General features: G+C 60.3%; 24 protein-coding genes and 1 tRNA gene. 14 read left to right on the top strand and 11 right to left on the bottom strand.

Annotated elements, in window-relative coordinates:
• Positions 1-3 precede the first annotated feature (3 nt).
• Both IHQ71_RS15640 and choX read right to left on the bottom strand, forming a co-directional pair.
• Positions 4-1,038, bottom strand: a complete 1,035-nt coding sequence (locus tag IHQ71_RS15640; protein ID WP_258157386.1) for an alcohol dehydrogenase catalytic domain-containing protein — start codon at positions 1,036-1,038, stop codon at positions 4-6.
• Positions 1,035-1,979: a choline ABC transporter substrate-binding protein gene (gene choX, locus IHQ71_RS15635; protein WP_258157385.1), complete on the bottom strand. Its 945-nt coding sequence runs from the start codon at positions 1,977-1,979 to the stop codon at positions 1,035-1,037. Before choX ends, IHQ71_RS15640 begins: the two co-directional genes overlap by 4 nt.
• Before the next feature lie 112 nt (positions 1,980-2,091).
• Here choX and betI point away from each other — a divergent pair, with 112 nt between their 5' ends.
• The 3 genes from betI (at position 2,092) to IHQ71_RS15620 (ending at position 4,547) form a co-directional block, all read left to right on the top strand.
• Positions 2,092-2,739, top strand: coding sequence for a transcriptional regulator BetI (gene betI / locus IHQ71_RS15630; RefSeq protein ID WP_258157384.1), 648 nt, complete (start codon positions 2,092-2,094; stop codon positions 2,737-2,739).
• Between the two features lie 52 nt (positions 2,740-2,791).
• The gene (locus tag IHQ71_RS15625; RefSeq protein ID WP_258162851.1) at positions 2,792-4,024 is read left to right on the top strand and encodes a PLP-dependent aminotransferase family protein; all 1,233 of its coding nucleotides are present in this window, start codon (positions 2,792-2,794) and stop codon (positions 4,022-4,024) included.
• An 85-nt stretch (positions 4,025-4,109) separates the two neighbouring features.
• Positions 4,110-4,547 (top strand): pyridoxamine 5'-phosphate oxidase family protein, encoded by a 438-nt coding sequence (locus tag IHQ71_RS15620; protein WP_258157383.1) that lies wholly within the window; start codon positions 4,110-4,112, stop codon positions 4,545-4,547.
• A gap of 6 nt (positions 4,548-4,553) precedes the next feature.
• Here the strand turns inward: IHQ71_RS15620 and IHQ71_RS15615 are convergent, their stop codons facing one another.
• The 3 genes from IHQ71_RS15615 to IHQ71_RS15605 all read right to left on the bottom strand — a co-directional run bounded on the left by IHQ71_RS15615 (position 4,554) and on the right by IHQ71_RS15605 (position 7,350).
• Positions 4,554-5,606 (bottom strand): aldo/keto reductase, encoded by a 1,053-nt coding sequence (locus IHQ71_RS15615; protein ID WP_258157382.1) that lies wholly within the window; start codon positions 5,604-5,606, stop codon positions 4,554-4,556.
• A 75-nt stretch (positions 5,607-5,681) separates the two neighbouring features.
• The gene (locus tag IHQ71_RS15610; protein WP_258157381.1) at positions 5,682-6,707 is read right to left on the bottom strand and encodes an NAD(P)-dependent oxidoreductase; all 1,026 of its coding nucleotides are present in this window, start codon (positions 6,705-6,707) and stop codon (positions 5,682-5,684) included.
• Between the two features lie 256 nt (positions 6,708-6,963).
• Positions 6,964-7,350, bottom strand: a complete 387-nt coding sequence (locus tag IHQ71_RS15605; protein ID WP_258157380.1) for a DUF4189 domain-containing protein — start codon at positions 7,348-7,350, stop codon at positions 6,964-6,966.
• A 324-nt stretch (positions 7,351-7,674) separates the two neighbouring features.
• Between IHQ71_RS15605 and IHQ71_RS15600 the strand changes: the two genes are divergently transcribed.
• From IHQ71_RS15600 to IHQ71_RS15585, 4 genes are all read left to right on the top strand, one after another.
• Positions 7,675-8,784 (top strand): endonuclease/exonuclease/phosphatase family protein, encoded by a 1,110-nt coding sequence (locus IHQ71_RS15600; RefSeq protein ID WP_258157379.1) that lies wholly within the window; start codon positions 7,675-7,677, stop codon positions 8,782-8,784.
• Positions 8,781-9,521 carry an NUDIX hydrolase gene (locus tag IHQ71_RS15595; RefSeq protein ID WP_258157378.1) on the top strand — a complete coding sequence of 247 codons (741 nt, stop codon included), beginning with the start codon at positions 8,781-8,783 and terminating at the stop codon, positions 9,519-9,521. The genes IHQ71_RS15600 and IHQ71_RS15595 overlap by 4 nt, the downstream gene beginning before the upstream one ends.
• Positions 9,521-10,420, top strand: a complete 900-nt coding sequence (locus tag IHQ71_RS15590; RefSeq protein WP_258162850.1) for a PhzF family phenazine biosynthesis protein — start codon at positions 9,521-9,523, stop codon at positions 10,418-10,420. The genes IHQ71_RS15595 and IHQ71_RS15590 overlap by 1 nt, the downstream gene beginning before the upstream one ends.
• Positions 10,421-10,538: 118 nt before the next feature.
• Positions 10,539-10,614: transfer RNA gene (locus IHQ71_RS15585), tRNA-Lys, on the top strand.
• Positions 10,615-10,796: 182 nt separating this feature from the next.
• On the opposite strand, the gene IHQ71_RS15580 is transcribed toward IHQ71_RS15585, so the two are convergent.
• Both IHQ71_RS15580 and IHQ71_RS15575 read right to left on the bottom strand, forming a co-directional pair.
• Positions 10,797-11,312 (bottom strand): GNAT family N-acetyltransferase, encoded by a 516-nt coding sequence (locus IHQ71_RS15580; RefSeq protein WP_258157377.1) that lies wholly within the window; start codon positions 11,310-11,312, stop codon positions 10,797-10,799.
• A gap of 44 nt (positions 11,313-11,356) precedes the next feature.
• Entirely contained in the window at positions 11,357-11,890 is a 534-nt protein-coding gene (locus IHQ71_RS15575) for a DUF6428 family protein (protein ID WP_258157376.1), read from the bottom strand.
• A 42-nt stretch (positions 11,891-11,932) separates the two neighbouring features.
• Here IHQ71_RS15575 and IHQ71_RS15570 point away from each other — a divergent pair, with 42 nt between their 5' ends.
• From IHQ71_RS15570 to arsK, 6 genes are read left to right on the top strand one after another with little or no spacing between them, the layout of a single operon-like run.
• Positions 11,933-12,289: a helix-turn-helix transcriptional regulator gene (locus IHQ71_RS15570; RefSeq protein WP_258157375.1), complete on the top strand. Its 357-nt coding sequence runs from the start codon at positions 11,933-11,935 to the stop codon at positions 12,287-12,289.
• Complete coding sequence (locus IHQ71_RS15565) at positions 12,286-12,816, top strand: arsenate reductase ArsC (protein WP_258157374.1); 531 nt, start codon at positions 12,286-12,288, stop codon at positions 12,814-12,816. Before IHQ71_RS15570 ends, IHQ71_RS15565 begins: the two co-directional genes overlap by 4 nt.
• Positions 12,816-13,259, top strand: a complete 444-nt coding sequence (arsN2, locus tag IHQ71_RS15560; protein WP_258157373.1) for an arsenic resistance N-acetyltransferase ArsN2 — start codon at positions 12,816-12,818, stop codon at positions 13,257-13,259. Before IHQ71_RS15565 ends, arsN2 begins: the two co-directional genes overlap by 1 nt.
• Positions 13,256-13,945, top strand: a complete 690-nt coding sequence (locus IHQ71_RS15555) for an MIP/aquaporin family protein (protein ID WP_258157372.1) — start codon at positions 13,256-13,258, stop codon at positions 13,943-13,945. The genes arsN2 and IHQ71_RS15555 overlap by 4 nt, the downstream gene beginning before the upstream one ends.
• Positions 13,942-14,376, top strand: a complete 435-nt coding sequence (arsC, locus tag IHQ71_RS15550) for an arsenate reductase (glutaredoxin) (protein ID WP_258157371.1) — start codon at positions 13,942-13,944, stop codon at positions 14,374-14,376. Before IHQ71_RS15555 ends, arsC begins: the two co-directional genes overlap by 4 nt.
• Entirely contained in the window at positions 14,369-15,583 is a 1,215-nt protein-coding gene (gene arsK / locus IHQ71_RS15545; RefSeq protein ID WP_258157370.1) for an arsenite efflux MFS transporter ArsK, read from the top strand. Before arsC ends, arsK begins: the two co-directional genes overlap by 8 nt.
• A gap of 89 nt (positions 15,584-15,672) precedes the next feature.
• Here arsK and IHQ71_RS15540 read toward each other — a convergent pair whose 3' ends face one another.
• From IHQ71_RS15540 to IHQ71_RS15525, 4 genes are all read right to left on the bottom strand, one after another.
• Positions 15,673-16,632 (bottom strand): DUF2950 domain-containing protein, encoded by a 960-nt coding sequence (locus tag IHQ71_RS15540; protein ID WP_258157369.1) that lies wholly within the window; start codon positions 16,630-16,632, stop codon positions 15,673-15,675.
• 26 nt (positions 16,633-16,658) lie between these two features.
• Entirely contained in the window at positions 16,659-18,101 is a 1,443-nt protein-coding gene (locus IHQ71_RS15535; RefSeq protein ID WP_258157368.1) for a DUF3300 domain-containing protein, read from the bottom strand.
• Positions 18,102-18,596: 495 nt separating this feature from the next.
• A complete protein-coding gene (locus tag IHQ71_RS15530) occupies positions 18,597-20,273 on the bottom strand; it encodes a SulP family inorganic anion transporter (RefSeq protein WP_258157367.1) in 1,677 nt (558 codons plus the stop codon).
• Positions 20,274-20,733: 460 nt separating this feature from the next.
• Positions 20,734-22,467, bottom strand: coding sequence for an adenylate/guanylate cyclase domain-containing protein (locus IHQ71_RS15525; RefSeq protein WP_258157366.1), 1,734 nt, complete (start codon positions 22,465-22,467; stop codon positions 20,734-20,736).
• 403 nt (positions 22,468-22,870) lie between these two features.
• On the opposite strand from IHQ71_RS15525, the gene IHQ71_RS15520 reads away from it, so the two are divergent.
• Positions 22,871-23,965: a porin gene (locus IHQ71_RS15520; protein ID WP_258157365.1), complete on the top strand. Its 1,095-nt coding sequence runs from the start codon at positions 22,871-22,873 to the stop codon at positions 23,963-23,965.
• The last annotated feature ends 19 nt before the right edge of the window (positions 23,966-23,984 follow it).

Below are 23,984 nucleotides of genomic sequence, written 5' to 3'. Positions count from 1 at the left end.
CATTCAGAAACGGATTACGAAGCGGCCTTTCGCCGTTCCGGCATCGAGAGCCGACAAGGCCAGCGAGGCGTCATCGAGCTTGATTTCCTCGATCTCGGTTGCGAAGGGTTTTGCCTGATGCATGGCGACGACCGCGCGCATTTCCTCGCGGTTGCCGACACTGGTGCCGGTGATCGTGACGCCGGTCGAGGTTAACCATTCCTGGCTCAAAGCCACCGGTTTCGACACCAGCGCCGCCGCGACGATGCGACCGCGCGGGCGGATGGCGGCAATCATCGCATCCCATGTGGCCGCCGTGGGTGCGAAGTTGATGCAGGCGTGGAACTTCGGATCGCGGCTTGCCAGCCTTGCGACCAGCCCGGCATCGGCGACCTCGGTTGACTCAGCGCCATAACGTAGGGCGAGTTCCAGTTTCGCCGGGTCGCGATCGACCGCCAGCACCTTGATTCCGAGCCGGCTGGCGATCTGAATCGCATAGAGGCCCAGGCCGCCGCAGCCGAAGATCGCGCAGGTCTCGCCAGCTTTCAGGCTCGCCCGGCGGATTGCGCCATAGGCGGTGACGCCGGCACACATGACGGGCGCAGTCTTCACCGGGTCCATGCCGGGCGCGAGTGCCACCGCAAAGCGTGCGTCGGCGATGACATATTCGGCAAAGGCGCCGGGGACATTCAGGCCATGGGCGCGTTGGTGCTGGCAGAAGGGTTCCTCGCCATCGCGGCATTCATCGCAATGGGAGCAGGTGTCGTGCAGCCACGGCACACCGGCCGCATCGCCGATCGCCCAACCCTCCACGCCGAGGCCGACACCTACAATCTCGCCCACGCCTTCGTGGCCGAGGATGAAAGGCGAGGGTGCCTCGACCTGCGCCATATCGCCTTTCCAGATGTGGACATCGGAATGGCAGACACCGCATGCCGTGAGCCGAACGAGGATCTGGCCGGGACCGGGTTCCGGTATCGCCACGCGCGTGGTCTCGAGCGGCTGTCCAAAGACCTTGAGGACCGCCGCCCGCATCGTCATGTCATGATCTGAGTTCACTGGCCGATCCCGAGTTCTGCCTTGACGGCATCAAGCCCCGGCTTGCCGTCGATGGTGGTCACACCATCGAGCCATTCGGCGACTTTCTCGGGGTGCTCCTGCATCATCTTCTTGGCGGCATCGGTGGTTTCCATGCCGTCGGTCATGATCATGTTCATGCCGGTATTTTCGTAGGTGATGTCGAACTTCAGGTTGGTGAAGAACTTCGTCGCATTGGGGCAATCCTCCGGATAGCCTTTGCGGACAATCGTCCGGACCGTTGCGCCGCCGAAATTCGGGCCGAACTCTGCGTCGCCACCCGAGAGATAGGTCATTTCCATGTTGACGTTCATCGGATGTGGCTGCCAGCCGAGGAAAATGATCCATTCCTTGTTGCCGACGGCGCGCCGGACCTGAGCGAGCATCGCCGCTTCGCTCGACTCCACGAGCTCCCAATCCTCGTTGAACCCATGCGCCTTGGCTGCCAGCATATCGACCAGTGGCTTGTTGGAGCCCGGCTCGATGCCGTAGATCTTGTAGCCGAATTTATCGCCGTGCGCGGCGAGGTCGTCGAAACTCTTTACGCCTTCATCGGAGACGTATTTAGGCACGGCGAGCGTATATTTCGCGCCTTCGAGATTGGTGACGAGGGGAATGACAGAGCCATCGTCGAAATAGGCCTTGTAGTCGATGTCCTGCACCGGGCGCCAATTGCCGAGAAAGACATCGATGTCGTGGCGCTTGAGGGAATCGAAGGTGACGTTGAGTGCGAGCAAGGTTTGGGTGGGCTCGTAGCCGAGCGCCTTGAGCAGGATTTCCGCCGTCGTGTTGGTCAGTGCGATATCGGTCCAGCCGAGATCGGACATGCGGACGGCCTTGCATTCTTCCTTGTCCGCGGCGCTCGCGGTGGTGGCGACGAGGACCGTGATTGCGGCGACCGTCGAAAGCATGATGTTCTTCATGGCGAATTCCCCTTTTTTGTTTTGGTCGGCCATAACGATATGACGGCAGGATTTTTTGTCAATTCAGAAATTTGTTAGTGCGTACAAAAAATTAAGCGGCTATAGAAAATCAATGGCGAAGCAGGCAAAGAAGAACAAGCGAAAGATCGAGGATATCCGGCGTCTCGAACTGATCGAGGCAGCATACCGGATCTTCATGCAAAGCGGGCTGAGGGGCCTGACCACGACGCGCATCTGCAACGAAGCGGGCATGTCGCAAGGCATTTTGACCTATTATTTCAAGGACAAGGACGAGGTTCTTTTCGAAATGGTGCGGCTGGCCAACCGTATCCTGATGAACGATGTCGTCTCACGCCTGAGACTGGCGACGACAGGCTGGGAGCGCGTGGTCGCGGTCATCGAGGGCAATTTCCCCCCGCAGCGGTTCGACCGGAATACAGCCAATGCCTGGGTCTCCTTCTATGCCGAGGCATTCCATAACGAGCGTTATGCCCGACTGCAGCACCTCTTTTATCGCCGGCTGCGCTCGAACCTGATGCCGGTGCTCAAGCCCTATCTCGAACGGGAAAAGATCGACTGGTTCCTTTTGGGATTCGCGTCGATGCTCGATGGGTTGTGGTTGCGGCGCGGCCATTCCGATGCCGAAATCTCGGTGGAGGATGCGCAACGCCTGCTGACCGATTTCACCAAAGCCAGCCTTGGCCCAGAACTGGTCAAAAAACTGGCAAAAACGACCTGCGATTTAGGTCAGTATTGTTGACGTATTTGCCTTTCCGTGTTGGAATGACGGAAATCAGAACACTTGAGGAAACATCATGGATTGGGAACAGGTTTTCGCCACGCGCGCGGGCCGCATGAAGGCATCGGAAATCCGCGAACTGCTCAAACTCCTGGAGCAACCGGACATCATCTCCTTTGCCGGTGGCATTCCCGATGCGGCGCTGTTTCCCAAGGAGGCGGTGACCGAGGCCTATGCCAAGGTGCTGTCGGGTCCGCAGGCCAATGCCGCGCTTCAATATTCGGTAAGTGAAGGCTACAAGCCGCTGCGCGACTGGATTGTCGGCGAGATGAAGGCGATCGGGATCGATTGCACGGCCGAGAATGTGTTGATCACCTCGGGTTCGCAGCAGGTGCTCGATTATCTCGGCAAGCTTTTCCTGTCGCCGAAGGACACGGCTCTCGTCACCTGGCCGACCTATCTCGGTGCGCTCGGCGCCTTCAATGCCTATGAGCCGACCTATGACCGTTTGACGCCGCTCTCCAACCGCGCGATCTCGACCTATGCCGAGGCAGCAAGTGCCGCCGGCGGGAAGGTGAAGTTCGCCTATTGCGTGCCGGAATTCTCCAACCCGACCGGCGAGACGATGACCCGCCAGGCGCGCGAGTGGCTGCTGGATCTCGCTACCGAACTCGACATTGCCGTGATCGAGGACGCCGCCTATCAGGCGCTGCGCTATGATGGCGAAAGTGTGCCGCCGGTGCTGTCGCTCGACCTTGCCCGCAATGGTGGCGACATCAACAAGACCCGCACGCTGTATTGCGGCAGCTTCTCCAAGACGCTGGCGCCGGGCCTGCGCGTGGGCTGGGTCGTGGCTGCCGATCACGTCATCAAGAAGCTCGTCCTGGTCAAGCAGGCGGCTGACCTGCATTCGTCGACGATCAACCAGATGGTGATCGGCGAGGTCGCGTCGACCGTGTTTGCACCGCAGGTCGAGAAGGTCAAGGCAACCTATTCGGCGCGGCGCGACCGCATGCTGGCCGCACTGTCCAGAAACATGCCTGCCGGCGTGGAATGGACCAAGCCCGAAGGCGGCATGTTCGTCTGGGTCACGCTGCCCGATGGCATGGACGGAGCGACGCTTCTCGCGCGCGCCATCGAGAAATATCGCATCGCCTTCGTGCCGGGCAAGGCATTCCACGCCGATGGCAGCGGTTCCAACACATTGCGGCTTTCCTTCTCCTGCGCGTCGGACGAGATGATCGACGAAGGCATGTCGCGGCTCGGCCAGTTGCTGAAGACCGAACTGGTCAAGGCTGCCGCTTGACGGCCGGAACCAAGCGGCGCGCTCCTCGTTTTCGAATGCGTGCGTGGCAATCGTTCACGCGACCCATTCAGACGAGGAGACACCCATGACCGACATGACCTTGCCCGATCTTGCCAGGAAGATCGCCGATATCGACATCAGCATGCTGTTCACGAAGAGCGAGGGCGGCGAGCTTGCCGGCCGTCCGATGAGCAACAACAGCGACGTCGAATATGACGGCGATTCCTACTACTTCACCTGCGAAGATTCCCGCATGGTGCAGGATATCAAGTCCGAGCCCAAGGTTGCCCTATCGTTGCAGGGCGCCAAGGGCCTGTTCGGCAGTCCGCCGATCATGGTGGCGATCGAAGGTGCCGCGGAACTGATCCGCGACAAGGCGACCTTCGAAGAACATTGGCAATCCGAACTGGACTCTTGGTTCGAACAAGGCCCGGCCACGCCGGGACTTGTGCTGATCAAGGTCCATGCCAAGCGCATCCACTATTGGGAAGGCGAGGACGAGGGCGAAGTCACCCTCAACTGATCGCGCCTACAAATGCGGGCCGAGGAGCGAGAGATCGGCTGGCCCCAGCCGGTCTTTCGCCGTATTGAGTTGGTGCCAGTAGGGATAGATGATTGGCGGTGCGCTGACCTTGTCGAGCCTGCCGCGCTCTTCATCCGAAAGCTTGAGATCGGCCGACTTCAGATTGTCGGCGAACTGTGCCTCCGTGCGGCCGCCGATGATCAGCGAGGTGATGCCGAGACGGCCGAGCGTCCAGGCGAGTGCCACCTGGGCGGCCGATACGCCCCGGCTATCGGCGATATCCACCAGGACATCGATAATGTCCCACAAGCGGTTCTCGTCGCGGATCGGCGGCTCGGTCCAGCCGTCGAACTGGCGCGAGCCTTCGGGTGTCTTCTGGTTGCGGCGGTGCTTGCCCGAAAGCAATCCGGCCGCGAGCGGGCTCCAGACGAGGACGCCGAGGCCCTGGTCGATGGTAACAGGGATGAGCTCGTATTCGGCCTCGCGGGCTTCCAGCGTATAGTGGATCTGCTGGCTGACGAAGCGCTGACGATGATCCGCCGCGCTGACGCCGAGCGCCTTCATCATATGCCAGCCCGAGAAGTTCGAGCAGCCGATATAGCGGACCTTGCCTGACCGTACGAGCGTGTCCAGCGCCTCCATCGTCTCTTCGAGCGGCGTCTGCCCATCCCATTCGTGGACCTGGTAGAGGTCGATGACATCCGTCCGGAGTCGCCTGAGGCTCGCCTCGCAGGCGCGGATCAGGTGGTGGCGCGACAGGCCGGCATCGTTCGGGCCATTGCCCATGGGAAAGCGCGCCTTGGTCGCGATCAGTATGTTCGAGCGGTCGCGACCGGCTAGAATCTCGCCGATGATTTCCTCGCAGACGCCGCTGGAATAGGCATCCGCCGTATCGAGCAGATTGACGCCGGCATCCAGGCACATATCGACCAGGCGGGTCGCTTCCTTGACCCCGAGGTCGCCGACCATCTTCGCCCAGCCCTTGCCGCCGAAGGTCATGGTGCCCATGGTCAAGGTGGAGATTTTGAGGCCCGAACGGCCAAGCAGACGATATTCCATCATTTCCTCCTCGGATTGCCAGGAGCGATTCGTATGACAATTCCCTGGGAGTTCCAAGCCTTGAACGTGCGGAGATTACGCTTTCTTACCCTCGGCTCGGCGCATTGCGCGGATCGCCTCTATCGTGTCACCGAGGCTTTGCCTGATGGGAATTTGCGGCGACCATCCGAGTTCTGCTTTGGCGCGGGCGTTGCTGGCGGAAAACAGTCTGCCGTGGATCGATTCCACGAATTCCGGGGTCAGCGCGCGGGGGCTTCCCAATGTCCGGCTGTTCAACTGATCCAGATAGGGCAGGATAGGGGAGAGGAAATCCGGCAGGTACCACAGCGATCGCGGTATTGATGGATCAATCCCGTGCATCAACTCCGTCAATTCGCGGATCGTGGGAAAGGTGTCGTTGCAGAGAATGAACCGCCCCGCCACATCGCGCTCCGCAGCGAGGATATGGCCCGATACGACGTCGCGGATATCGACATAGGGGAAGTTGCCTTTTGGCGCTCCGAAGCGGAGCGTACCGAGCATGATACCCTCGATCAAGTCCGTTGTCGGCGTGCGGCGCGTGAAGCCTGGGCCGGCAGTCCCACCCGGCAAGACGGTGACCAATTTGACGGAATATTGATCGGCAAGCTCCCACGCGCGGCGCTCGGCAATCGTCTTGGCGTGGAAATAGGGGACTGTGAGATCGGTGCGCCAATCGGCTTCCGTTGCTGGAGGATCACCCGGTTTGGCCATCGGCAGGGTGACCACGGAAGAGGTCATGACCATCTTGCGGACCTGGCGGGCGGCGGCCCGAACGGCAGCCTCGGCGCCGGCGACGCTGTCGGCGACGATGTCCTCGTCGGTGGTTCTGTCGCCGGTCACATAGGCATAGGTGGCGGCGAGATGGAACAGCGTATCGACGTTTTCGCAGAGGGAGCGAAACCTGTCCGCGTCGCGGACATCCAGTTCGGCAATCTCTACACCAGGGATTGCTCTGAGCACGGCGTTGCGGCTATCGCCAAGAGACCGGACGGTTGCGCATATCTCGTAGCCCCGCTCCGCCAGGGCGCGCACCAGATTACAGCCTATATGGCCATTCGCTCCCGTAACAAGAGCTTTCATAGTGAATATCCAGGCACCGGTCCCATCCCATCGGTTTTGGCATTGAAATGTAAAATATATTACAAGTCAAACAATCTGGACGGTCATGTAGCTAGCGGAATTTACACCATGCATTGAAACAGCAAAGATGCGGAAAACACCATTTTACCAGAAGTTGAAATAAAAAGCCCGCAAGAATTAACTTACGGGCACTTCATTTTCTGAAACTCTAGGTGGCGTTACTGCTATCCGGCAACGCGCCCGTTAGCAATAATGCTTAGCTGCCGTTCGAGCACTGGCTCGTGATAACCTTGCAATTGTAGGAATAGCCCGAGCATGTGTGCAAAGCCTTGTTCTCTGCCGCCTGGACGTTCGTGCCCCAATCGGCGCCCCAGCCGTTGTCGCCGCCCACCGCAAGAGCGGCGCAGGAGTTGACGAAAGAGTAGGACACTTTGCAATCCGAAGCGCCCTGGGTCTGGAAGCAGACCTGCAGAGCCGCGCCCTCGGCTTCGCCCTGCGAGCCGTAGTTCTTCGACCAGCCACTGGCACCCGTCTTCTGCGAGAAGGCGAAGGCACCATAATAGTCGGCGGCGGAGGCGATAGCCGGTACGGCAAGCATGGCCAGCGCTGCGGTGACTGTTGCGAATTTGCTGAACGTTTTCATCTTATTCCCCCTGGTTGGAGCTACTGAACTCACAAACTCTAACGGAATATGTTTTGGGAATATTCGCGAGTCCAGCACTTTTTTTTAATTTGCGGCGTTGCTGGCGGAAAAGCGACTTTCGGCTGATTGTCTATCGCATTGCATCACGAATTCCATGCGTTCCAGCACGTTTATTCAACCCATGAGCGGAACAATACTTGTCGGGCTCGCCTGCTGGGTGCAAACGCTTGTCGAGACGTCAAACTGCCGGGCAGAGCGCCGCGCTGCTGGCCTCGGCACGCGGTCGTGCTATAGAGACTGCGCATTGCAGGGACTGGAGATAGGATGGCGGCCAGAATCGGAACGTTCAATATAGAAAACCTGCTGACGCGCTTCGATTTTACCGGTTTTCGCAACCAGCTTCGTGGCGACCGCGTGCTCAGGCTCTATGCAATCGGCAATGAGGCAGCCTATCAGCGCATGGAAGAGGCGCGGATGATTTCGCTGACCGACGACACGCGCCAGTTGACGGCACTCGCCATCGCCGAGGCGGATGCCGACATAATCTGCCTGCAGGAAGTGGAGAGCCTGGAGGCGCTCAATGCCTTCGAATTCGGCTATCTTTACCGGATGATGGGCGAGGGCTATCGCCAGAAATACTTAATTGAAGGTAATGATTCGCGCGGAATCGATGTGGCCGTGATGATGCGCGAGACGACTCGCGATGGCGAGCCGATCGAATTCGTCGGCATACGCACCCATGCCACGACCACGTTCCAGGAGTTCGGACTGTTCGAACCGAGCCTCGCGGACACGGAAAAGCCGGATGACAAGATCTTCCGGCGTGATTGCCTCGAGATCGATGTGCGGATCGGCGGAAGGCCGCTGACCATCTATGCGCTGCATCTCAAATCGATGAATTCGCCGCGCGACGGTCTCGACGGGCGTGTGGCGACCATGCCGCTCAGGACGGCGGAGGCGCGCGCGGTGCGCCACATTATCGAGGCGCGGTTCGGCGGCGAGCATGCCGCAGCCAAGAACTTCGTGATCTGCGGCGACATGAACGACTACCAGGAGAAGCTGGTAGTCTCCGGCTCGAAGCGCGAGGGTTTTACCTTTACCCCAATGCGGGGGGAGCAATCGGCGCTCGACGTCTTCTCGGCGGATGGATTTGCCGAGAACGCGGTGGCGCGCCGGCCTGAAAACGACCGATGGACGCTCTTTCATGCGCGCGGGCTGATTGAGCGTCATCTCTGCCAGCTCGATTACATCTGGTTGTCGCGCGGGCTGGCGGAGGCCAATCCAAAAGCGGTGCCCGACATCATCCGCAACGGCCAGCCCTACCGCACGCCATTTCCACCAGGCCAGGACGTGGAACGTTTCCCGCGTATCGGCTGGGACCGGCCGAAAGCCTCCGATCATTGCCCCGTCGTCATCGAGCTTGAAATTCCATGAGTTCGTCGGTTTTGACATCGGCGGGCTTTCCGCCGGAATCCTCTGTCTTCCCAGTGTCGTCGCTCAGGCTGGAGGTTCTCGAAGGTGCGCATCCCTGGCTCTCCGCCAATGGGCCGGCGATTGCCCGGCACTGGCAGCAGGAGATTGCCGCCAATCCCAATCTCTTCGATGGAAAAATGGTGTTTCAGCGGGAGCTCGGCTTTTCCGATGGCCATGTCGAAGGCCGCGGCCACATCGTGCCCTATTCGGCATTCTTGCACTGGCGTGCGGCGGGGCGCAGCGACGGCGGCCATCATCTTTTCGGCATGCCGATGATCTTTTCGAGCGATGGCGCCCTGATCGCGATCCGCATGGCCGAAACCACTGCCAATCCGGGTCGGGTCTACGCGCCGGCTGGCTCGATCGACGAGCACGATATTGCGGACGGGTTTTGCGACCTGAATGGCAATATGCGGCGTGAGACACTCGAGGAAACCGGCCTTGACCTTGCGGCAATGAGAGCCAAACCGGAATATTGGGCTGTGCATCTCCTCAACAGCGTGGCGGTTTTCCGCATTTTCCATGATGGCCGCGACGAAGTGGAGTTGCTTGCTGATATCCAGGCGCATATCGATGCCGCCCCGGAGCCCGAAATTTCCGCGGCGATCGCGATCCGCAATGCCGACCCCGCGGCCGAGAACTATTCGCCCTTCATGCCGCCGATCCTGAAATGGCTGTTTACCGAGAGGAACCGATGATGCCCCGCCCCTATGCCATCTATGACGTCTTCACATCAGACAGGCTGGCGGGCAATCCGCTCGCCGTGGTGTTCGACGGCCAGGGGCTTTCCGACAGCCGGATGCAAGCGATCGCGCGGGAGTTCAACCTGTCCGAGACGGTGTTCGTGACGCCGCCGGAGAACCCCGCCCACAGCGCGCGGCTGCGAATCTTCACGCCCGGCCGCGAACTGCCCTTCGCCGGCCATCCGACCGTCGGTGCGGCCGTAGCGCTCGCCGAACTGAACCATAACGGCGGCGAGGCGGACCTGGTCAGCGTGTTCGAGGAAAATGTCGGGCCCGTGCGTTGTGCGGTGAAGCTCCTGTCGGGTCAGGCGGGCTTTGCCGAGTTCGACCTGCCGAAACGATCCGAGCAGTTGTCATCGACGATCGATCCGCAGAAAGTCGCCGATGCTCTTTGCCTCAGCGTCTCGGATCTCGGCTTTGAAAACCACCGCTCTTCGGTGTGGAGCGCCGGCGTGCCCTTCGTCATGGTGCCGGTCAGGGACATTGCCGCCGCCGGCAGTATCGCATTCGATGCCGGCCGCTGGACGGCGGCACTTGGCAAGACATCGGCGGCCTATGTCTATTGCCGGGGTGGTGTGGACCACCGGGCAAGCTTTCATGCCAGGATGTTCGCACCCGACATGGGGATTGCCGAGGATCCGGCGACCGGCGGGGCCGTGGCGGCCATGAGCGGTGCCATCCTGCATTTCGACGCGCTCGCCGACGGCCACCACGCGCTTGTCATCGAACAGGGTGTGGAAATGGGCAGGCCCTCGCATATCGACCTGCATCTCGAAATCAAGAACCAACAAGTCCTGCGCGCGCGAATAGGCGGCCGAGCGGTGAAGATCGCCTCGGGAAACCTTTTCCTTTGATTTGCTTGCCTAAATCACGAATTTTTGGAGTGCCTGGATTTTTTTGAACGGGCGGGGTTGCCAAGCCAATCCATCCCGGCTATACGCCCCGCCAGACGGCAGACATCGCCGTCTCGGCGGGTGCTTAGCTCAGTTGGTAGAGCAGCTGACTCTTAATCAGCGGGTCGTAGGTTCGAACCCTACAGCACCCACCAAGTCGTCCGGCCTGCGGGCCTAGATTTTCTTATGTCTCAGTGAGTTAACGAGAATTCAAAGGGTTACCGACCCTTTGGTCGCTAACGGCTGGCAACGCGCCTTCGCTTGCTCGTCTAAATATCAATCGTATGCCCCATCTTCGCTGTAGAGATTTTCCAGAGCCGGCGTTTGGCGGGCAATCTCAATCCAGGAAACGCATCATGTAGACCGAGCTTCGCGGCTCGCCGTGTGGATCGACGAAGTGCCGAGGCACGACGCCGACCTCCTGCCAGCCCAAGCGGCGATAAATACGCTCGCTGGTGCTGCCCTGCGCGGTATCGAGCAGCAGTACCGTGCGAGCGTGGCGCCTGGCTTCCTTTTCGGCCGCGCGCATCAGCGCCTCACCAAGGCCCTGGCGTTGATGCGCTGGATGTACCAGCAGCTTGTAGATCTCGGCACGGTGCCGTGCGTTCGGCTCGGGCGACAGATAGAGCTGGACCGTGCCGGCGAGGTCGCCGCCGACCAGCGCGCAGATCAGGACCCGTTCGCCATCGGCAACGGATTGGATGACGCCGCGCCAATAGGCGCGAGCGGTCTCAAGCTCGAACGGCAGGATGTAGTCGACCAGGGCGCCGCCATGGACCGCGTTCCGCAGGATGTCGGCGAAGCGCTCCAGATGCCGGGCAGCACGCTCGGCGTCGAAAATCTCTATGTCCATGGTCGGCCCGTCGATGATTCAAAGGCAGATACCATGGAATCATGTCAACCGCAGCATTTGCCCGACGATCCCTCGGCGGAGGGTGCGCAGCACGCGGCCGGCACTGTTTCAACCTGGCCGGCGAGCCAACGGTCGCGCGGCTTGCAGCTGGCAGGGCGGGGCATCAGGTCGACATGCAATGCGCCATCGCGCAGGGCAGGGGTGCCGGCGCAATAAAGCTGCATCGGCCGGACGCCGTCACTGACCTCGAACGTGAGCTTGGCGGTGCTGTCCAGGGCGACGTGCTCGGAGACCTTGCGCACGATCGCCGCGAACTTGCCTGATTTCATGTGGGTGCGTTCGTCTTCGTCGATGTCCCACAGCTGGATGAAGATTTCCGACCAGGCCTCGGGGTTGGCGCCGCAATCGAGGGCGGAAAACGCGCCGGCTTTCACTTCGGTGATGTGATAGCCGCCGCGTATCGGCTCGCCGTCATAGTGGAAAATGAGCGGTAGCTGGGGCTGGCCTGCAAGGGCGTCCAGCAGGGTGCCGAGCGTGATGTCGGTGAAGGTAAATTGGGTATTGTCTATCGCGTTCATGTGCGCTATTCCTTGTTTCAACACTTCAAGGATTATTGAAATATGGACGAGCGTCAAGCCCTCATGTCCTTTGGGGCACTTTCTCAGGAAACCCGGCTGCGGATCATCCGCACTTTGGTGGTCGCGGGACCGGACGGCATGGCGGCTGGCGCGATCGCCGAGAAAATGGAGGTGTCGCCCTCCAATGTCTCCTTTCATCTGAAGGAACTGGAACGGGCCGGCCTAATCAGCCAACAGCGGGAATCCCGCTCGATTGTCTACACCGCGAGCTACGAAGCTCTGGGCGCTTTGGTTCGCTTCCTGATGGAGGACTGCTGCGCCGGAAATCCCGAAATCTGCGCGCCGGCCCGCGAAGTCGCCGCCTGTTGCTCACCCTCTGCCAAGGGACAGATCCAATGACAGCCGATCGTGTTTACAACGTGCTCTTTCTCTGCACCGGCAATTCCGCCCGCTCTATCCTGGCGGAAGCCATCCTGACCACCGAAGGGAAGGGGCGCTTTCGTGCTTTTTCGGCCGGCAGCCAGCCCAAGGGCGCCGTGCATCCGATGGCTCTGGCGACGCTTGAGGCACTGGGCTACCCCGTGACTGGATTCCGCTCAAAAAGCTGGGATGAGTTTGGTGAAGCCGGCGCCCCGGAAATGGACTTCATCTTCACTGTCTGCGACAACGCGGCCGGCGAGGCCTGCCCAGTCTGGCTCGGTCATCCGATGACCGCCCATTGGGGTGTCGCGGACCCGGCTGCCGTCGAAGGCCCGGATTTCGAGAAAATGCAGGCTTTCTCACAAGCCGCCCGCTTCCTGAAAAATCGTATCATGGTCTTCACCAGCCTGCCCATGGCGTCGATCGACAAGCTGGCGCTCCAAGCCAAGCTCCGCGAGATCGGCCGCATGGAAGGCGCGACACGCCCCGACGCCGAGGTGGCCTGATGACGACGACGCTCCGGGTCGAACCAATGACCGGCGTCGAGCCGGATTTCCACGCGGCGCTGATGGAGGAAGGCCTGCCCACCGATGACCTGGCCGAGGCAGGTCGTACATTCTTCCGGATAACGGACGGGCCGGAGACCGTAGGCTATGGCGGATTTGAGCTTCATGGCGAGCACGCCTTGTTGCGCTCCATGGTGATTGATCCGGAGCGGAGAGGGCGGGGCCTCGGAGGTATCGCTGTGGATCTGTTGCTTGGCAAAGCGCGCGCTGCCGGCGCCTGCGAAGCGTACTTGCTGACCCTCTCGGCTGCGTCTTTCTTCGAGCGGCTCGGCTTTGCCCGTATCGACCGCGCAGTGGCACCGGCCACGATCCTGGCAACCCGCCAGGCTGCAAGCCTCTGCCCCGCCTCGGCCGTGCTGCTGCACCGGGAGCTGTCGGCATGACTTACGATCGGTCGCGTCGGCTCATCGCGGAAGGGCTAGGCACGGGCATGCTTGTCGCCACTGTGGTGGGATCGGGCATCATGGCCGATCGGCTCTCCGACGACACAGCCGTCTCCCTGCTGGGGAACACCATCCCCACCGGCGCGATGCTCGTGGTGTTGATCACGCTGCTTGGGCCGATTTCGGGTGCCCATTTCAATCCCGTCGTCTCACTGGTGTTTGCGCTGCGGCGCCAGCTGACCGTCGCCGACGCCGGCGCCTACATCGCCATGCAAATCCTCGGCGGAGTCGCCGGCACTCTCATCGCGCATGCGATGTTCGATCTGCCGCTGCTTCAGGTCGCCACGACGGTGCGTACCGGCTTGGGGCAGTGGCTCGCGGAAGCGATCGCCACCTTCGGCCTGCTGCTTACCATCCTGCTCGGCCTCAAGATGCGTGGGGAGGCCATTCCCTGGCTGGTGGGGCTCTATATCACGGCCGCCTACTGGTTCACTGCCTCCACCTCTTTCGCCAATCCCGCCGTTGCCATCGCGCGCTCGCTTTCCGATACGTTCGCGGGCATCCGGCCGCTCGACGTGCCGGGCTTCATCGTCGCCGAAAGTGTCGGTGCGTTGCTGGCGATGGCGCTCGCCGGCTGGCTTCTTGCGGAATCGCCTTCGGTTCAACCTGTGGAACACACGCCATGATAGACTTCCCCGTCACCATCTACCACAATCCAGACTGCGGCACGTCCCGCAACACCCTGGCGTTGATCCGTCATGCCGGCCTCGATCCTGACGTCATCGAATACCTTCGGGCGCCGCCCACCCGTGGGCAACTGGTGACGATCATTGCCGCCGCCGGCCTGACCGTGCGCGAGGCCATCCGAGAAAAAGGCACGCCTTACGCCGAGCTCGGTCTCGATAATCCGAACCTGACCGATGCGCAGTTGCTCGATGCGATGCTCAAGCATCCCGTTCTGATCAACCGGCCATTCGTTGTGACACCCATGGGCACGCGTCTGGCGCGGCCCTCCGAACTCGTTCTGGACATCCTGCCGGCCGATGCCTTCACCAGAGGCTTTGTGAAAGAAGACGGCGAGCGGGTGCTCGACGATCAGGGCCGGCGTATTGCGTGAGCAGCATGACGGCGTTCCGGTCGCGGTGGTCTTGGCCCTGGGCCTGACCCAGATCATTGGCTACGGCACCCTCTACTACAGTTTCAGCATCCTGGCGCCTGATATGGCGCGCGATCTTGGTTGGTCGCTCGAGCATGTGTTTGCCGTATTCTCGGCGTCGCTGCTGGTGGGTGGTATCGCCGCTCCCTGGCTCGGCCGCTGGATGGACCGTTTCGGCGCCGCCACGCTGATGGCGATCGGCTCGGCGATCGCGGCGCTGACGCTCGCCTTGTGCGCCTGGTCGCCGTCCATGATCGTCTTTACCCTGGGCCTCGTCCTGCTCGAGATCGCCTCTGGCATGGTCCAATATCAGGCCGCTTTTGCAGCCCTGGTGGAGATTCGCCCGCGCTCGGCTGCCCGCAGCATCACTTACCTGACCCTGCTTGCGGGGTTTGCTTCGACGCTGTTCTGGCCGATTACCACGGGCCTGCATGCCTATTTCAGCTGGCGGGAAATCTATCTCATCTATGCCGGCTTGAACCTCGCGCTTTGCCTGCCGCTGCATGCCTGGATGACACGCCATCGCCACGCCGCGCGGAACGTCGATCCGGCCCTTGCGCCGGCTCCGGTTATCGGTGCCCTGGCGCCGGCACAGCGGCGGCGCGGCTTTTACCTGGTTGCGGCCGCCTTCGCGCTGCAGGGGTTCACGCTGTCGGCGGTTCTGGTGCATATGGTGCCCATGCTTACCTCCATTGGCTTCGGAGCCACGGCAGTAATGGTCGGGGCGCTGTTCGGCCCGGCGCAGGTCGCCAGCCGCCTCATCAACATGCTGTTCGGCAGCAGCCTTATGCCGCCAGCGTTGGCGCTGCTGTCGGCGGTGCTGATCGTCGGCGCGGTCGTCGTATTGCAGCTATCCGGAACCTGGTTTCCAGGTGCCGTGGCGTTCGCGCTGATGCTGGGATTGGGCTCGGGCATCAACAGCATCGCGCAAGGGTCGCTACCGCTCTGGCTGTTCGGTTCCGAAGGCTATGGCGCGCTGACGGGCCGGATGGCGGCGGTCAGGTTGATCGCAGGCGCGGCGGCGCCTTTTACCTTCTCGTTCCTCGTGTCCGGCATTGGAATGGGCGGAACGCTCGCCATCAACGCCGGACTGGGTGCACTTGGAATCCTCGCATTTCTTGCCATTGTTCTGGCAAGCAAACCCGCCGCAAGCCGACGCGGTTCTTGAACGGCACAACGTATTGGCCGTTCGTGGCCTGTGTGGACAGCTTGTTTGTCACCAGGTTCGAGATGCCGGACGTCAGATAACCACGGCCGCTATTCCTCCTTGGCTATTTCCCAGGCATCCCCCGGATTGAAGGTCTTCATATTGCTCGCCAGCTTCTCAGTGTCCGCGCCGAGGTCAGCCTGGTAGACGATGCCTTCCTTGTTGACAACGAATGTATGGATGCCGGTCTCGCCGTATTTCACCGGCCAGGCGACAAGCCCAAAACCGGCGATCATGTTGCCGTTAATGATGTAGTTGAACTGGCCGCCGGCGATGTTGGCGCCCTGGCCGGTCAGGATCCGGTATCTGTAGCCAAAGTATCCGTCGCCGGCTTTTGCCTTCTGGAACTCGGCGTCGGCCAGTGCGTCGCCGCCAGGGCTGACATCGTCGATGTCGCCCTGTTCGGTCTCCCAATAGAGACCGTCCTGGTTGCCATCGCTGGAGATCAGCTTCTGGGCATATTCGCGCACGGCGTCACCATCGTGATCTTCGGCTTCGTACGTATTTTGCGCATCGACATATTCGAGCATGGTGGCGATGGTCTGGAGTTCGTTCTCGCCGACCCTGCGCGCGACGATCTCCTGCAGCCCCTCGAACGTGTCGAAGGACCATTTGCCGTTTTCCTCTTTCGACAGGGGGAATGGCATCGGCCAGAGCTTCTCGCCGATGACGAGGATCTTGGCGCCATCGATATCGCGCACGATGAGGCTCTTGGAGACACCTTCGGCGATGAGGTCGACCGTCTCATCGGCATCGTCGGAGGCCTTGGCCTTGGTGGGGTCGAGGCCGAGCAGATTGGCCAGCTTGTCCTTGTCCTTCGCCGTCACCGCCGCCTTGAAAGCGGCAACGGCTTCCTCCGGCGTGGCGAAGGAAGGCGGCGCCTCCTCCGAAACCATCTCCATCATCGGTGCCTTTTCCGCGGCGATCGCCCGAGGGGTCACAGGCCCACCAGAACCTACAGCGTAGACGGCCGTGGCGAGCAGGATTGTCTTCAGGATTTTCGAGGTCATGTTCGTTCTCCTATCTTGCTACGTGCCTAGCGCCGGCGACCGCCGCCGCCACGCCGGATCTGCTGGCGGCCGCCACCCCTGTGCGAACTCATGGAATTCCGGCCGCGGTTCGAGTACGAATTGCTCTTGCGGCCGCTGCGGACATCGCCATAGGCCGAAGGCCTGCGACGCTGGTCCTTGTACTGGCCCGGACGGCTGGCGTTGCGGTTCGTATTGGCCTTGTTGCGATTGACGTTCTGGCGGTTGGCTGTGTTCTGTTTCTTCGTGCGATTGATGTTAGTGTTCTTCTTGCCCTTGTTGGACGTGTTGTTCCGGACGTTGTTCTGCTTGTTACGGTTGTTGTTGTTGGCGTTGACGCGATTGTTATTGTTGTTCGCGTTTACTTTCCTGTTGTCGTTCCGGCTGTTGTTGACGTTGATATTGTTGTTGACGTTCACCTTGTTTTTCGATGCGCGGATGTCATTGGTCGTCACACGGTTGGAACGATTGTTGACCCGGTTGCCATTGTTGCGGATCGAATTGGCCCGGTTGGCGACATCGTTGCGGGCGTTGTCGCGACGACGGTCATTGAAGTCCCGGTGATTGTTCCGGTTGAACTCGTTTCGGTCGAACTTGATGTTGTTGCGATCGACGTTCTTCCAGTCGACATCGTTCCAGTTGACCTTGCCGTTGATGTTGTTGAAGCACTTGTTGCAATCGATCTTGACCTTGTTGCCATCCCAATTGCCGCCCCAGATGCCGCCATTGTAGCCCCAGTTCACCGCCGCGCCCCAGATCGCGCCGGTCACGAAACCGGTGAAATAGGGCGCGTCAGGATAGTAGTAATAGGGATAGGGATCCGGGTAGTAGGAGATGGGGGCCGCCACATAGTCCGGTTCGTAGAGCATCTGCGGCTCGTATTGCGGCACATAGATCTTCTCCGGGCTTGCCGGCTGGATCACCACGTTGCTGTCTTCATAAACGACCTTGATCTTGTCGTCGGTCTTGATGATGTTCTTCGCCACCGCCTCGTCGCGCAGTTGCTGGATGGCGTCGAGCACGTCCTTCTGCTGGTTGGCGATTGCCTGTCCGAGCGACTGGGTCCAGTCGAGATCGTCGCTCATCATCTTAACGATATCGGGGTAATTCAGCAGCGAGATCACGCTACCGTCCCAGCTCGTCTTTGGCGTCAGTGAGGGCTTGGACTTCTTCTTGTCCAGGTATCGCTGGGCATCGATGATATCGACGGGATAGAGCGACGCTGAAGTGACCAGCGCCAGGAGATCATCCGGATAGAGCGCGATGCGCGCCACCAGAACCTCGAGCTCGTCCTCTTCGAGCAGTACGGATGCTTCGGACTCGGCTGTGGCCTGTTGGTCAGTCGCGGTTTGCGCGCGGGCCGGAAACGTTGGCGCTGCGATGAGCGTCATCATGAAAATGGTGGCGATAATCCGCCATGGGTCGAGATTGAGCTTCCAACGTGAGGACATTTCGATACCTCCCAAGAATTGACTGTTCATTCCGTCCACGAATGCGCAATGCCGGCTGCGAGCAGGCCGCGCACTGCAGGTTGAGCAGGTCCACCTGGGCGCCGTTGCGATGGGTAATCACCATCTGATGCTCCTGGACAATCTGTGCGATCGCTGAGACTTCGGCCCGCGGATGCGAATGCCTACGCCCATAACGGAGTGACGATTGAGTGACCCACCTTCGCGTCGCATCGTGTGGTTGGCAGCCAGATCGCGTCCTGCGTTAAGGCCCCACACGTTGCGCAAACAGTAGCGGGATGGAAGTACGTTACGGTTACATCGACGTATCATGCCTGTTACACCCTGGTTCTTGCCCCCTTTTTGAACCCTCGAAACCATCTGCGATGTTAAGCTGCATAGCATCACACTGCCCTGTTTCCGGTTGCTTAAGTCAGGCCTGAATTGCGACTTGTCGCACGCAGCGTGCCGATGCCCATTTGTCTCAGCCGACCTGTCTCAAGCTGGTGCATTCGGAGTTGACGAAAGCGCTTTCACGGCCGCCTCAAGATCGTCGAATATCATGGCTTCTCCGACTCGTGCGACGACACCGGTGCGCTCCAGCATCTCGAGAGGTTCGCTGTGGAGTTCCACGATCGCAAATCCCATGCCGCGCTCGGCGGCGAGATCTCTGATGTCATCCAGCATCACCGATGCGGTGCTGTCGATATAGGAGACGGCGCCGGCGTCGAAGATGAAAGTCCTGGTGCCGGGTGCCAGCGTAGCAAAGATGTTCTCGATGCTGGACCTTACATGCTCGACATTGAAGAATAGCAAGCTGCCCTGGAGCAGGTAGATAACCATGCCGGGAACTGGCTTGGCCTGTTCGTAACGATGAAGTTTGTAGAAGCCTTCCCGTCCCGGAATGCGGCCCAATTGCGCGTCGCGTGGCTGCATCCCTTTCATGAGAATATAGAGCAGCGTGGCACAGACCGCGACGATTACCCCCTTCAGCACACCGAAGCCGACGGCGCCGGCAATGCTGATGAGGGCGAACAGGAACTCTATCCTGCTGACTTTCCAGAGCTCCCGCAGGGTCTTGAAATCCATCAGACTTATCGCGGCGGAGGCGAGAACGGCGCCCAGTGCCGGCGTGGGCAGAATGGCCAGCGCCTCGGTCAGGAAAAGAACGGTGAGGATAAGTGCAATGGCCGAGACCACGGCAGCCAGCTGCGTCTTGCCGCCCATCATGTCGTTGACGGCCGTGCGCGAATCCGACGCGGTCACAGCGAAGCCGCCAAACAGACCCGAGGCCAGGTTTGCACCGCCAAATCCGAGAAGCTCGCGATTTGCATCCACCGGGTATTTGTTCTTCGCGCCGAAGCTTCGAGCCGTCACAATGCCGGATCCAAAACTGACGATCAGCACGGCGACTGCGCCAACGACGAGATCGGTGATAGGCACGCCATTCGGAAGCGGTATCGACGGCCACGGCAATTCGGACGGAATGGTGCCGACGACCCGGATTCCCATTGCCTTGAAATCAAACAGGTACGACAGAACGGTTGCCAGCACCACAGCGACCAGCGGACCCGGGATGGAAGGACGCCATCTGCCAAGCAGCCGAAGCAGGAGGAACAGTGCGAGACCGAGGATCAGTGACGGCCAGTGGATTTGGCCCACCTTCGAAATGATTTCGGCGATCGGGGCGAACAGACCATCGCTCTCGATCTTGACGCCGGTGAAGCGACCGATCTGGCCAATGAGAATCGACAGTGAAATCCCGGTCATGAAGCCGGTCAGGATCGGGCGGGAAAGGAGGTTGGCGATGAAGCCGAGCCGGAGAAAGCTCGCCAGGAAGCATAGCAGACCAACGATCGCAGCGGTCGCCGCCGAGGCCACGACGGCTTCCGACGTCGAGGCGAGGCCGTATGAAGCCAGAACCGCGGCGAGCACGGTCATCGTTCCCGCATCCGGACCGACGACCAGTTGGCGCGACGAGCCGAGCAAGGCGTAGCCGAGAACCGCTATGATGCTGGCATATATGCCGATTTCCGGCGGCAGGCCGGCAAGGGCCGGATAGGCGATTGCGCTTGGGAGGCCGACTGCCGCGATCGCCAATCCGGAAGTCACGTCCAACCGAAACCATTCGGGCCGATACCCTCGCATGTTGGAAATGAACGGAAGGGCTGGCATGGGGCGTTCATCCATGTTGGTGGAAGGCACCAGGAAGCCTTCTCAAATGATACATGAAGGCATGACGGTCGCGACCCGCGAATAAGGAATTGACAATTCAGTGTAGAGCGGGCCTGGGCCCGATCGATATTAGCGCCGCATCCCGCCGCAACGCCTAATTATTGAAGGGCCATCTTGAACCGAGGCGACATGCCGTGATCTCTACACGGTTATCGCTGTCAACTGGATCATGCCCGCTTCAGCCGTCGCACAGCACTTTGCAGGTTTGTCTCAACGGGTCGGGCAGGGTATCAATTCAAAGCGCAGTTCAATTGCGATAGCCTTATTCAGCGATCAATCGTAGCGTATATTAGCCGGTAATGGAAAGCTAAATTAGCTCTGCAATTGAAGATTGCTTCGAACTTCGCGCGCCGGGAGCCCCTCGTCGGTCTCCGTCTTTGTGATTACCGACGCCCCATCCTTATTTTTGGACATGCCACGAGCCGTCCCAGTCTTCGGGCACGCCGTTCGCCTTCATGCTTTCGACGCGAGCCAGCAGACAGAGCGACGGCCCGTCACCGGGAACGGCCGCCAGCGACGACCCAAGGGCGCCCAAAGCATCCTCCCATCGGCGTTCGCGGTATGCTGCAAGCGCATGTCCGTATTGATCCCGTGATGCCAGTCTTTCAGGGGGCACTTCGCCCGAACGTCCAAGGATCTCGAATATGACCTCCGGACGCGTCTGGCCCTCGACGACGATGCGGTCAATCTCGCGAAACTCGACGGCGGCACCCGCCGCAACGATCGTGTTGGCGGATACCAGATTGCGCGTGCCGTAAGCCTTGTTGGCGCCCTCCAGCCGCGAGGCGAGATTGACGACGTCGCCCATTACAGTGTAGCTCATCATGACATCGGAGCCGATGCTGCCAACGAGCGCCTCACCCGTCGCAACGCCAATCCTTAGATCGCATCTTTCCATCGGCGTGCCGCGAACACCCAGCAGATCCGGGATTTCCCGGCGCAAGGTTTCGATATGTTCGATCATTTCCAGCGTGGCCAGGCTTGCAAGGCGCGCATGATCGGCCTCGTCCACGAAAGGAGGCCCCCAATAGGCCATGATGCCGTCGCCGATATATTTGTCGATGATCCCACGGTTGGACCGGATCGGCTCCGACATGAGTGAAAAGTAGCGGTTCATGATCTTGACCAAACCCTGCGGGACAAGGCCTTCGCTCAAGCTGGTAAATCCCTTGAGATCGCAGAACAGCACCGTCATCAATCGGCGCTGACCTTCGGCGGCGGTCAGGTTCGGGCGATCGATCAGACCCTCGACGACGCGCGGATCGATATATTTGCCGAACGTTTCCCTGACGCGCTGGTTGTCGCGCAACTGCACGACCATCCGGTTGAACGCGCCAGCCAGTTCGCCGATTTCGTCGCGCGTCCTGATATCGATGGATTGATCGAGATGGCCGGCTTCCACCGCGCGCGTACCCTCCAGCAATTGCCGGACCGAGCGAATGATGCCACCGCTGACAAGATTGGCGAAGATCAACCCGACGACAGCCGCAAGCACGGTGGCGACCGCGGAGATCACGACCGCCCGAGACTGCTCGGCCCGGATCGTCGCGATGGCGCCATAGCTCTCCTGCACCATATCATTGCGAAGCACTTCGATCTTTTGGGATAGTTCATCGCGCAGCACATCGACGCGTGAAAGGCGGTCTCTCACGACGACGAAGTCGCGTGCATCGAGGGCCGCAAGCAGTTCGGCGGTTTCCCGCATGAGGAGGCGGCGGCCGTCGGTCATCAAGCTGTCGATCCGAGCCTCGATGCGTGCCAGCGCTGCGTTGTCAGAGGGGGTACTCGTATCCGCAATGATCGCGTTGATCAGGTCGCGGGCCGCCCGGGCTTGCGCATCGACTTCGGCGCCTTTGGATTCATAGAGTTGCTTGCGCGCCTTGTATCCGGCCTCATCGGGCGGTTCCTGCATCCTGGCGATCACCATGCGCCTGAGCGCCAGCGCTCTTTCCAACGAGAGGATGTCGATCCGTATCAGATGTTCATTGGCCGGATTATATCTGGCGGTCAGTTCGTCGAGCAGGTTGCCCACGCGACCGACCATCACCATCGACAGTACCGACGTTGCCATCATGAGGACGATCAGCCCGGCCGCAATCGCGACGATCCGCCTTCTGATCGACTGCTTGATCATGGAGCCGGAAAGACTCCTCAGGTTCCGAGTGAGCGTATTTGAAATGTCCAGTCCCCCGGTGCGCGCACGCACCTCAACCCCGCCTGTGTTGTTGTAACACAAATCCGTTTGCGGTTGAAAGCGATCGGTAATTCCGTTCGAGGGTGCAATGCTGGACGGGTCTGGTGTTGCGACGGTGGCGGACAGTTTCTTGCCTTGGTGCGGGTCAGCTCTGTTGGTTAGTTGCACAAGCGCAACTGTTACATCGTATATTAGAGCCCGTGACCGGAGGGTGACTCAATTCCGTTTGGCCACCGCGCCGTTTGGGCAGTAGATTCTTGAACGCGGAGTGTGAGATTCCAGGCCGGTGGGAAGCCTCTCTGTTCCAGCCTATTCCGAATGCTCAATCGAGGGGACCAATAGCATGAACATCAAGAGCCTTCTTCTCGGCTCCGCCGCTGCTCTGGCGGTTGTCTCCAGCGCCCAGGCGGCCGACGCGGTCGTTGCCGCCGAGCCGGAACCGATGGAATATGTCCGCGTCTGCGATGCCTACGGCACCGGCTTCTTCTACATCCCGGGCACCGAAACCTGCCTGAAGATCGGCGGTCAGTTGCGCTATGAAAAGCGCTTCGACTCCGGCGGCACAGAAAAGTATGACCGCGCTGGTCTGCCCACCGGCAACTTTACGAAGGATTCCTATGACAACCATACGCGCCTGCGTCTGGACACTGAAGCCAAGAATGACTCCGAATGGGGCACTGTGTTCAGCTGGTTTCGTATCCAGGCCGACTCCGTGAACAACGGTGAAAACATCTATGGCGAAGGCAATAACAGCTACCTGACCTACTACTACTATTTCGGCATCGGTGGCTTCGAATTCGGCAACTACGACAGCTTGTGGGCGAAGTTCATGGGCGACGGCAGTCGCACCGACGACGGCAGCATCTACTCGACCGATTTCAACTATCCGGACTCACGCCAGTATGTGAGTTACACTTTTGACTTCGGCAGCGTAAAGGCCTTCGTGTCGCTCGATAATGATGCCGACGAGTTCTACAAGCCGGAAGACCATGACGGCGACGGCGTCGCCGGCAAGCGTGGTCGCCAGTACCTGCCGGATATCTCCGGTGGTTTCATGGGCACGTGGGGCAATTATCAGGCCGGCGCGGCGATTGCCTATGACGAATCCGATGAATCCTTTGCGTTCAAGAAGGTATTCAAGGCCGATATCGACAAGTACGGCTTCACTTTCTATGGCCTTTATTCGAACAGCTCGGAAAATATCTACTTCGCCTATGATGGCTTCAGCGCCATCGCCAGCTTCTCGGCCCAGGTTACCGAAAGCGTCTATGTCGCCAAGGACATCCAGTGGTTCGACAACGGCGACTGGCGCCTGGTTGGCGATGTCAACTGGGAAGTCGCGACCGGCTTCTCGGTCCTGGTTGAAGGCATCTACTTCAACCCGGACAAGGGCTCCGACACCAAGACTGGCATGCTGCGCTTCCAGCGCGAGTTCTGATCGTTGAACGTTGCACGAA

The organism is Rhizobium sp. TH2 (genome assembly GCF_024707525.1).
In the GTDB taxonomy this organism is placed as follows: domain Bacteria; phylum Pseudomonadota; class Alphaproteobacteria; order Rhizobiales; family Rhizobiaceae; genus Rhizobium_E.
This window is presented reverse-complemented; position numbering and strand designations above follow the sequence as displayed.

Bases quoted from the DNA above. Each gene is read 5' to 3' on its own strand.
- choX (WP_258157385.1), bottom strand. From the start codon at position 1,979: ATGAAGAACATCATGCTTTCGACGGTCGCCGCAATCACGGTCCTCGTC.
- betI (WP_258157384.1), top strand. From the start codon at position 2,092: ATGGCGAAGCAGGCAAAGAAGAACAAGCGAAAGATCGAGGATATCCGG.
- IHQ71_RS15620 (WP_258157383.1), top strand. From the start codon at position 4,110: ATGACCGACATGACCTTGCCCGATCTTGCCAGGAAGATCGCCGATATC.
- IHQ71_RS15615 (WP_258157382.1), bottom strand. From the start codon at position 5,606: ATGGAATATCGTCTGCTTGGCCGTTCGGGCCTCAAAATCTCCACCTTG.
- IHQ71_RS15610 (WP_258157381.1), bottom strand. From the start codon at position 6,707: ATGAAAGCTCTTGTTACGGGAGCGAATGGCCATATAGGCTGTAATCTG.
- IHQ71_RS15605 (WP_258157380.1), bottom strand. From the start codon at position 7,350: ATGAAAACGTTCAGCAAATTCGCAACAGTCACCGCAGCGCTGGCCATG.
- IHQ71_RS15600 (WP_258157379.1), top strand. From the start codon at position 7,675: ATGGCGGCCAGAATCGGAACGTTCAATATAGAAAACCTGCTGACGCGC.
- IHQ71_RS15595 (WP_258157378.1), top strand. From the start codon at position 8,781: ATGAGTTCGTCGGTTTTGACATCGGCGGGCTTTCCGCCGGAATCCTCT.
- IHQ71_RS15590 (WP_258162850.1), top strand. From the start codon at position 9,521: ATGCCCCGCCCCTATGCCATCTATGACGTCTTCACATCAGACAGGCTG.
- IHQ71_RS15580 (WP_258157377.1), bottom strand. From the start codon at position 11,312: ATGGACATAGAGATTTTCGACGCCGAGCGTGCTGCCCGGCATCTGGAG.
- IHQ71_RS15575 (WP_258157376.1), bottom strand. From the start codon at position 11,890: ATGAACGCGATAGACAATACCCAATTTACCTTCACCGACATCACGCTC.
- IHQ71_RS15570 (WP_258157375.1), top strand. From the start codon at position 11,933: ATGGACGAGCGTCAAGCCCTCATGTCCTTTGGGGCACTTTCTCAGGAA.
- IHQ71_RS15565 (WP_258157374.1), top strand. From the start codon at position 12,286: ATGACAGCCGATCGTGTTTACAACGTGCTCTTTCTCTGCACCGGCAAT.
- arsN2 (WP_258157373.1), top strand. From the start codon at position 12,816: ATGACGACGACGCTCCGGGTCGAACCAATGACCGGCGTCGAGCCGGAT.
- IHQ71_RS15555 (WP_258157372.1), top strand. From the start codon at position 13,256: ATGACTTACGATCGGTCGCGTCGGCTCATCGCGGAAGGGCTAGGCACG.
- arsC (WP_258157371.1), top strand. From the start codon at position 13,942: ATGATAGACTTCCCCGTCACCATCTACCACAATCCAGACTGCGGCACG.
- IHQ71_RS15540 (WP_258157369.1), bottom strand. From the start codon at position 16,632: ATGACCTCGAAAATCCTGAAGACAATCCTGCTCGCCACGGCCGTCTAC.
- IHQ71_RS15535 (WP_258157368.1), bottom strand. From the start codon at position 18,101: ATGTCCTCACGTTGGAAGCTCAATCTCGACCCATGGCGGATTATCGCC.
- IHQ71_RS15530 (WP_258157367.1), bottom strand. From the start codon at position 20,273: ATGCCAGCCCTTCCGTTCATTTCCAACATGCGAGGGTATCGGCCCGAA.
- IHQ71_RS15525 (WP_258157366.1), bottom strand. From the start codon at position 22,467: ATGATCAAGCAGTCGATCAGAAGGCGGATCGTCGCGATTGCGGCCGGG.
- IHQ71_RS15520 (WP_258157365.1), top strand. From the start codon at position 22,871: ATGAACATCAAGAGCCTTCTTCTCGGCTCCGCCGCTGCTCTGGCGGTT.